The organism is Pseudomonas sp. P4_C3, from assembly GCF_056402075.1.
Genome location: NZ_JBFUIC010000045.1, coordinates 26,541 through 34,715 on the forward strand (window position 1 = coordinate 26,541; position 8,175 = coordinate 34,715).

The following is an 8,175-nucleotide window of genomic DNA, read 5'->3' on the forward strand; positions in this document are numbered from 1 at the left end:
ATGTGGCGCGCTTGGCCCGAGTCAATGTGCGCTGAAAGGGGATTTCCCGCTCTCAACCTGGGTCGCGCGTAAAGTTTGGCGGCAATTGTACTGGTCTGGCTCTTTAAACGATAGGGCGTTGAGACCACTGCAACGCTTTGGCGGATTTTGCGGACACATTTTCGCAGTTGCTGGTTAACCATTGGTTACAAACTGTGGCTAAAATGCCATCCATCAGCCGGAAACCGACCATCGGTAAGGCTCGATGGCACTACGGCGCCGCTGTTTCGTAATCAGTCGCTGCACAAGACCCCAGGACTGGCATGCTGGTAAAGGGCGCAGTTTGTTTACTTCCGACCTGTGACGATTCCAGTGAAACTCATCATTGCCGTTATCTACGTTGTCTCCATTGCGTATGTCCACCTGCGCGGTCACGTGCGCCACAAGCTGGGCCGCCAGTTGAGTGATCACTCGACGTTTCTGGCGCCGATCAATTGCTTTCTTTATCTGTTTTCGAAAATCCCCAACAAGCCTTATCTCGACCCGGCCGACTTTCCCGACCTGAGCCCGCTGCAGGCGCATTGGGAAGAAATCCGTGCCGAAGGCCAGAACTTGCTTCACACCGGCGAGATCAAGCGTTCGAATCAATACGACGACGTCGGTTTCAACTCGTTTTTCAAGACCGGCTGGAAGCGTTTCTATCTCAAGTGGTATGGCGACAGCCACCCGTCGGCCATGAAGCTCTGCCCGCGCACCACTGAGCTGGTGCAGGGCATTGGTTCGATCAAGGCGGCGATGTTCGCCGAGTTGCCCCCGGGCTCCAGACTGGTGCGCCATCGCGATCCGTACGCCGGTTCCTACCGTTATCACCTGGGCCTGGAAACACCCAACGCTGCCGGGTGCTACATCAATGTCGATGGCCAGAACTACCATTGGCGCGATGGCGAAGCGGTGATGTTCGATGAGACCTACATTCATTACGCAGAGAACACCACGCCGCACAATCGCATCATCTTGTTCTGCGACGTCGAGCGGCCGATGAAGTATCGCTGGGCTGCGGCATTCAATCGCTGGTTCAGCCGCACCGTCATGTCGGCGGCAGGTGCGCCGAACGAGGCGGGCGACAGGACCGGCGGGCTCAACCGGCTGTTCAGCAGGATCTATAAGGTTCGCCTGCACGGCAAACAACTGAAAAAGCGCAATCGCACGCTTTACTACCTCGAAAAGTGGTCGATCTTCGCCGGATTGCTGGTGGTCATCATTCTGATCTGAAGGGGTGTGTTCGGGCTGCTGACGATGAAGCCGGAACATCCAGCCTATTACGTCTTGCCGGGGAGGTTTTTGTTAACAAAGCTGAACCCCGGGCGTAGCGTGGTATCGAAGTCCTTATCCACGCGACGTAGAGAGGCACCCCATGAACCGATACGTGTTTGGCGCCATTGTGCTGGGCTTGAGTGCCATATTGGGCTCTCTGGCCGATGCCTCTGCTGCGTTGCAATTGGCCCAGAACCTGCCGGGCCGCACCAACAACAACCCTTACAACAGTCCGATCCACCGGGCCAACCCCAACAGCATGCAAGGCACTCAACCCAGCGCCCCGGCCATACGCGGACCCAATACCGTGCCGGTCCAGCGCTCGCCGACGCTGGACAACGGTGGCATCGGTAATCGCTATCCCGACCGGACCGCTCCCGCCAGCCCACCGACATTCATTCCCAATCCTGCCCCGCGAGACACCGGCAGCAACAACCGTTGAGTGGCAGGCATCAGCTCTGCCCGCTACTTTTCACCAAACCTCATGTTCATCGGAAAAGGAATCCTGCATGTTGCGTAAAAACCTATTGGCAACCCTCTGTGCCAGCGCATTGATCAGCGCCACTGTCCCTGTGCTTGCCGCGCCCGCCCAGACGATGAAAAGCGAAGAAGGCACCCTCGAGGTCACCCCCGTCGTGACGGGGCTGGAGCACCCCTGGGCGCTGGCATTCTTGCCGGATCGTAAAGGCATGCTGGTAACCGAACGGCCTGGCAACCTGCGACTGGTGACCGCTGACGGCAAGCTGTCAGCACCGCTCAATGGCGTGCCAACGGTCTGGGCCAAGGGACAGGGCGGCTTGCTGGACGTGGCGTTGTCACCGGATTTCAAGCAGGACCGGACGGTCTATCTGTCCTATGCCGAAGGTGGTGGTGAGGATAACAAGGCCGGCACAGCAGTGGGCCGCGGCCGGCTCTCCGACGATATGACGGCGCTCAAGGATTTCCACGTGATCCTGCGTCAGGAACCCAAACTCTCGGTGGGCAACCATTTCGGCTCGCGGCTGGTGTTCGATCGCGACGGCTATCTGTTCGTGACCCTGGGGGAAAACAACGACCGCCCGACTGCCCAGGACCTCGACAAACTGCAAGGCAAAGTGGTGCGGATCTACCCGGACGGCACGGTGCCCAAGGACAACCCCTTTGTCGGCCAGGCCAACGTGCGCCCGGAGATCTGGTCCTACGGGCAGCGCAATCCGCAAGGCGCGGCGCTCAACCCGTGGAACGGCACACTGTGGGAAAACGAACACGGTCCCCAGGGCGGCGATGAAATCAACATCATCGAGCGTGGCAAAAACTACGGCTGGCCGCTGGCGACCCATGGCATCAACTACTCCGGTCAACCGATTCCCGAAGCCAGGGGTGATACCGTCGAAGGCACCGTTGCCCCGAACCATGTCTGGGAAAAATCCCCGGGCCTGAGTGGCATGGCRTTCTACGATGCCGATCGTTTCAAGGCCTGGCAGCGCAACGTGTTTATCGGCGCGTTGGTCAGCCAGGAACTGATCCGCCTGGAGTTCGATGGCGACAAGGTGATCCACGAGGAGCGTTTGCTCGGGGAGCTGAAACAACGCATTCGCGATGTGCGGCAGGGGCCGGATGGCTATTTGTATGTATTGACCGATGAGGAGAACGGTGGCATTTACAAAGTCGGGTTGAAGTTGCCGGCTGACTAACGGCATCTACAAAACTTGCCATTGACTTGCCACCACCGTCCGGCTAATTTCGAATCATGACTTCCACCGTATTGCGCTGCCAGCCAAGCATTATTACCGCCATTCCTCATTTGGCGGGCTAGCTCACGACTGCAGCACCCAACCCGCCCTAGAGGGACCATGAGTTTTACCGCTGATCAACAGGCCTTGCTGGAACGCTACGTCAAAAAAATCCTTGCCGCGCCGGTGTATGAACTGGCCGTGCGCACGCCGTTGCAACCGGCACCGGCCTTGTCCGAAGCCTTGGGCAACCAGATCCTGCTCAAGCGCGAAGACTTGCAACCGACCTTTTCCTTCAAGATCCGCGGCGCCTACAACAAGCTGGTGCAACTGAGCGAGGCGCAAAAGGCTTGCGGCGTGGTTACCGCTTCTGCCGGCAATCATGCCCAGGGTGTGGCGCTGGCTGCTCGGGAGTTGGGGATCAATGCCACCATCGTCATGCCATGCACGACGCCGCAATTGAAGGTCATCGGGGTTCGCAGTCGTGGCGCCGATGCTGTATTGCACGGCGAAAGCTTTCCGTTTGCACTGGCCTATGCACTTGATCTGGCCCGGGAAACCGGTCGCACCTTTGTTTCGCCCTTCGACGATCCGGAGGTGATCGCCGGTCAAGGCACGGTGGCCATGGAAATCCTGCGCCAGCATCAAGGTCCGCTGGATGCGATCTTCGTGCCGGTGGGTGGCGGGGGGCTGATCGCCGGCATCGCCGCTTACGTCAAATACTTGCGACCGGAGGTGCGCATCATCGGCGTCGAGTCGGAGCATTCCGCGTGCCTGCAAGCTGCGTTGCTCGCCGGCGAGCGAGTTATCTTGCCAAGTGTCGGCACCTTCGCCGACGGGGTGGCGGTGGCGCAGATCGGCGCTTACGGTTTTGAGGTCTGCCGGTTTTGTGTCGATGAGGTGCTGACGGTCAGCAACGATGAGCTTTGCGCTGCAATCAAGAATATCTATGACGATACCCGCTCGATCACCGAACCTTCCGGCGCGCTGGCGGTGGCCGGGATCAAGAAGTACGTGGCGCAGAGCGGGGCTCGTGGTCAGACCCTGGTCGCCATCGACTCGGGTGCCAACATCAATTTCGACAGCCTGGGGCATGTGGCCGAGCGAGCTGCGTTGAGTGGCGCTCCGGCATGACACTCGGGCAGGCCGACGGCGGGCGCCGCAAGCGGGCGCCACAAGGGTCCGCCGGATGGCCGGGTTATTCCTGAGCGGCTTTCTCGACCTTGTTCGACGCCGACCAGATCCGATAGCGCACTTCGATGTCCTTGGGTACGTACAGCACGAGCGGCAGCTTGCTGTTGTAACGCAGCAGGAAGCCGTCACCGACCACCGGTACAAAACCCTGTTTGCTCGTGCCGGTCGGGCAGGCCATCAGCGTGCTCATCGGGCCAATGACTTTTTCCAGGCGATAGAACGGGTAGCCCCAACCCTCGAGGTTCTTCTCTTCGAGAATGCCACCCAGACGCGGGTTATTGCAGTCGACGGTCATCGTCTTGCCGGCCAGGATCTCGACCTGGAAGTCGTTTTCCCGGGTCTGTGGTGCGAGGTGAATCACCTGGCGGGTAAACCCGCTTTCGGCCTTCGGATAGGGCGCGGTGCCTTCGAGTTTGGCGGCGTGCGCCAGGCCGGCAAGCCCCAGTGCGGCTAGCGCTGCGCAAGCGTTAACGGTCAAAGAACTCATGATGCCTCCTTGCTTGAAGTGAAGGACGGCATTTTCACTGTGGTGTGCAGTGAATGCAAACCCGTGGCGCCCAGCGTGCAAATTTCAAGGTCACAAGGGGTGTATATTGCAAACGGCATGACAAGCTTTACAGGTATCTTGCCTGAACCCATGAATTGCCGATGAGCTGCACAGCGAAATCCGGAGCATGATTTATGCTGTATCTGTCCTTGAAGCTTGCCGGGATTTCATATGAGCGAGCATTGACCGTTATTGGCAGTCTCACATAGGAGGGAGTCGCCATGTTTCTTTCTGCCTTGGAAATTCGCAACATCATCGAAAGCAGTTTTCTGCCCGTGCGCTGCCAGTGCACGCTGTCACCGGATCTGTCGATGACCGTCAAGGTCTATGCAGACGGGCAAACCGATCACCTGGATCTATTGGTCACCGGCATTGATGCTTCCGGGCTCAATGGTTGCCGGGAAATCAACGAGTTGATTGCCCGGCTGCGATCCAAACAGCATCACATCGAGGTCGATCCCCACTCGATGCTGGGCAAAGCGCTTTAACCTGCGGTTTCGAGTTCCACGGACACGCGCCGGGTCTGGAAGAACGCCAGGCCCAGCGCCAGTTCAACGGCAACCGTCGGCAAATCAGACTTTTCGGTCAGCTCTGGTTCTCGCAGGCGTCGGAAAGTTTACGGTAGGTAATTTCTGCGGGTTTTCCCCTGTCATCGATGTACTTCATCTGGGCATTTACCACTTTGCACTCAAGGGTGTCCGGCTCGGTCAGTGAAATCACTTTGCTGACATGCAATGGCATGCCGTAGTGATAGGGCACGGCTTGAGAGTCAGTGGTGTCATTGGCCTGAGCCAGGCCGGCAAACGCAGTGCAGGCGAGGGCGGTGGTAACCAGCAGGGTACGAGTGTTCATCAGCGATCTCCGGTGCGGACGGAAAGTCAGTTCGATGTGTCGCTTGTCGAACTTGCCGCACTGGGCGTCAGAGCAGTCTGAGGGCGTGCGGTCCAGTGAAGTGTTGGACCGCACGGTTAAGCGAGGGTTAACCCGGCTGAACGCCGTCTGTTGCGAATGCGCGATCCTGTGTATCAGTTAAGACCATCGGGCGCCTGATGGAAAGTCATCGCGAACAAGGGTGGACACAAATGCAGTGAGCGACCCGCAACCCTGTGGGAGCGAGCTTGCTCGCGATGACGTCCTCGAACTCAGCGCAAATCCAGTTGCTGCCGATAAGGCAAATCCGGCCCGGTCCTGCTGCACGTCAACGCGGCCGCCTGCACTGCGAACTTCAGCATGCGGTCGATCTGCTCGCGGCCAAGTTGTTTCACTCCCTCCACCGAGTCCAGCTGCTGTTCGGTCAGCCAGGTAATCAGCGCCGCCTGAAAGGTATCGCCCGCGCCCACGGTGTCGGCGATTTTTACCGCACAGGCAGGAGCCGACCACGAACCATGAGCCCGGCTGAACACAGTCGCGCCTTCACCGCCCCGGGTCAGGAATACCAGCTGACAGCGGTGCTGCAACCAGCCCTCGATCACCTGCGCAGGATCCTGGTCTGGATACAGTAGATGTAGGTCCTCGTCGCTGACCTTGATCAGGTCAGCCAGCTCTACCAGGGTCGCGATCCGCCCGCGCCACAGGTCAATGTCCGGTTGCGGGTTCAGGCGCACATTCGGGTCGAGGCTGATCAGGCGCTTGCCGCTTTCCCGGCGCACCAGGGCCAATAGCGTGTCGGCAATCGGCTGCACCACCAGGGAAAACGAGCCGATATGCAGCCCGCGCACCTCCGGCCCGAGTGCCGGCAGGTGCTCCGGTTGCAATTGTCGATCCGCGCAGCCTTCGCCACGGAAGCTGTACTGCGGTGAGCCATTGGCCCCGACCGCGACCATCGCCAGGGTGGTCGGCGCGGCAAAATCCAGCAGGTAGTCCTGGCACACGCCTTCATCTTGCAGCACTTGCAGCAGGCGCCGCCCCAGGTAATCGGTGGACAACCCGACCAACAGCGCCGCGTCCACGCCCAATCGGCGCAAGCCCACTGCCACATTGAACGGCGAACCACCGGCAATGGCTTTGAAGTTCACTTTGGAAGCCAGATCGCTGGCGTCGTTTTCACTGAAAAAATCGAACAGCGCTTCGCCACACACCAGGTACATAGTTGTTCACTCTTCAAAGGGTTGCGACATGCTGTTGATAGCGTTCATACGCCTGCTGACAGGCGTGTACATTGTCGGCCTCCGGCCGGGTTTCACTGGCCGGGTCGAGCTTCACGCAACGCTCGCACAAGTCCGCCAGACTGTGTTCGTGCCCGTTCGCCCGGGATACGCACCAGGCCGCCTGGATCGCCGCACCGAGAGCCGCGGCCTCGCTTTGTTCGGTGCAGATCACCGGTGTATTCATGGTATCGGCGACAATTTGCCGCCAGACCGCACTTTTCGAACCACCGCCGATCAGCCGAATGCCGCGGCTTTGCAAGCCATTGTGGCGTAACAGGTCCAGTCCGTAACGCAAACCGAACGTCGTGCCTTCGACCACCGCGCGGCACAGGTTGGCCCGGGTCAGATTGGTCATGGTCAGACCCGACAGGCTGCCACTGGCATGGGGTAGGGCAGGCACCCGCTCCCCGTTGAAAAACGGCAACATGCTCACACCTTCGGCACCGATCGGCGCCTGGGCAACGAGCTCATTGAACTGATCGATGTCGAGGTCCAGCAGGTCACGAATCAGGCCGGTGGCGTTGGTCAGGTTCATGGTGCAGATCAATGGCAACCATCCGCCACTGGAAGAACAGAACGTGGCGACTGCGGCATCCGCGGCGACGCTCGGTTGATCGGTATAGGCGTACACCGTGCCGGACGAGCCGAGGCTCATGGTGATTGCACCGGGCTGGATGTTGCCGGTGCCAATGGCGCCCATCATGTTGTCGCCGCCGCCACTGGACACCAGTGCCCGCGGGTTGATGCCCAGGTGTTCGGCAATGCCCGGCAGAACCGTACCGACCGCCTGATGGGCATCGATCAGCTCAGGTAGCGCGGCTTGCAGGCGTCCGCTCGGGTCGATGTCCAGCAACAATTGCAAATCCCACCGGCGCGTACGCACATTGAAATACCCGGTGCCCGAGGCATCGCCGTATTCGCTGCAACTGCGGCCGGTGAGCCAATGGTTGAGGTAGTCGTGGGGTAGCAGGATGCGGGCGATGCGGGAAAACACCTCGGGATGCTGCTCTTTGGTCCATAGCAGTTTGGACAGGGTGTAGCCCGGCGCGATGACCACGCCGAGGCGTTCCAGCGAACCCTTTTCGCCGCCCAGATGGGCCAGCAGGCGGTCATTTTCCGGGGTGGTTTCGGTGTCGCACCAGAGCTTGGCCGGACGCAGCATCTGGCCCTGATCGTCCAGTAGCACCAGGCCGTGTTGCTGAGCGGAGACGCCAATGCCGAGGATCGACTGGCCATCGATCTTGGCCGCGAGCAACGCACGGCGGGTGGCAGTGGCGAAGGC

Annotated in this window: 9 protein-coding genes; 5 read left to right on the forward strand and 4 right to left on the reverse strand. The window is 59.8% G+C overall.

Translation table 11 applies throughout. The annotated features are described in order from the left end of the window. The first annotated feature begins 351 nt into the window (after positions 1 to 351). From lpxO to ilvA, 4 genes are all read left to right on the forward strand, one after another. Positions 352 to 1,251 carry a lipid A hydroxylase LpxO gene (gene lpxO, locus AC1DVH_RS10910; RefSeq protein ID WP_477753807.1) on the forward strand — a complete coding sequence of 300 codons (900 nt, stop codon included), beginning with the start codon at positions 352 to 354 and terminating at the stop codon, positions 1,249 to 1,251. Between the two features lie 142 nt (positions 1,252 to 1,393). Then, positions 1,394 to 1,735 carry a hypothetical protein gene (locus AC1DVH_RS10915; RefSeq protein WP_477753808.1) on the forward strand — a complete coding sequence of 114 codons (342 nt, stop codon included), beginning with the start codon at positions 1,394 to 1,396 and terminating at the stop codon, positions 1,733 to 1,735. A gap of 67 nt (positions 1,736 to 1,802) precedes the next feature. Beyond that, positions 1,803 to 2,966 carry a PQQ-dependent sugar dehydrogenase gene (locus AC1DVH_RS10920; RefSeq protein WP_477753809.1) on the forward strand — a complete coding sequence of 388 codons (1,164 nt, stop codon included), beginning with the start codon at positions 1,803 to 1,805 and terminating at the stop codon, positions 2,964 to 2,966. 159 nt (positions 2,967 to 3,125) lie between these two features. Then, positions 3,126 to 4,139, forward strand: coding sequence for a threonine ammonia-lyase, biosynthetic (gene ilvA, locus AC1DVH_RS10925; protein WP_477753810.1), 1,014 nt, complete (start codon positions 3,126 to 3,128; stop codon positions 4,137 to 4,139). 64 nt (positions 4,140 to 4,203) lie between these two features. Here ilvA and eco read toward each other — a convergent pair whose 3' ends face one another. Then, a complete protein-coding gene (eco, locus tag AC1DVH_RS10930; protein WP_477753811.1) occupies positions 4,204 to 4,686 on the reverse strand; it encodes a serine protease inhibitor ecotin in 483 nt (160 codons plus the stop codon). A 281-nt stretch (positions 4,687 to 4,967) separates the two neighbouring features. Here eco and AC1DVH_RS10935 point away from each other — a divergent pair, with 281 nt between their 5' ends. Next, complete coding sequence (locus AC1DVH_RS10935; RefSeq protein ID WP_477753812.1) at positions 4,968 to 5,234, forward strand: DUF1652 domain-containing protein; 267 nt, start codon at positions 4,968 to 4,970, stop codon at positions 5,232 to 5,234. A 97-nt stretch (positions 5,235 to 5,331) separates the two neighbouring features. Here AC1DVH_RS10935 and AC1DVH_RS10940 read toward each other — a convergent pair whose 3' ends face one another. From AC1DVH_RS10940 to xylB, 3 genes are all read right to left on the reverse strand, one after another. Next, positions 5,332 to 5,598 (reverse strand): DUF2790 domain-containing protein, encoded by a 267-nt coding sequence (locus AC1DVH_RS10940; RefSeq protein ID WP_477753813.1) that lies wholly within the window; start codon positions 5,596 to 5,598, stop codon positions 5,332 to 5,334. 290 nt (positions 5,599 to 5,888) lie between these two features. Further along, complete coding sequence (locus AC1DVH_RS10945) at positions 5,889 to 6,833, reverse strand: carbohydrate kinase family protein (protein WP_477753814.1); 945 nt, start codon at positions 6,831 to 6,833, stop codon at positions 5,889 to 5,891. Positions 6,834 to 6,846: 13 nt separating this feature from the next. After that, a partial coding sequence (gene xylB, locus AC1DVH_RS10950) for a xylulokinase (RefSeq protein ID WP_477753815.1) occupies positions 6,847 to 8,175 on the reverse strand: 1,329 nt, incomplete at its 5' end.

Excerpts from the sequence above, each read along its gene's own strand:
- AC1DVH_RS10915 (WP_477753808.1), top strand. The coding sequence starts at position 1,394 with ATGAACCGATACGTGTTTGGCGCCATTGTGCTGGGCTTGAGTGCCATA.
- ilvA (WP_477753810.1), top strand. The coding sequence starts at position 3,126 with ATGAGTTTTACCGCTGATCAACAGGCCTTGCTGGAACGCTACGTCAAA.
- eco (WP_477753811.1), bottom strand. The coding sequence starts at position 4,686 with ATGAGTTCTTTGACCGTTAACGCTTGCGCAGCGCTAGCCGCACTGGGG.
- AC1DVH_RS10935 (WP_477753812.1), top strand. The coding sequence starts at position 4,968 with ATGTTTCTTTCTGCCTTGGAAATTCGCAACATCATCGAAAGCAGTTTT.
- AC1DVH_RS10940 (WP_477753813.1), bottom strand. The coding sequence starts at position 5,598 with ATGAACACTCGTACCCTGCTGGTTACCACCGCCCTCGCCTGCACTGCG.
- AC1DVH_RS10945 (WP_477753814.1), bottom strand. The coding sequence starts at position 6,833 with ATGTACCTGGTGTGTGGCGAAGCGCTGTTCGATTTTTTCAGTGAAAAC.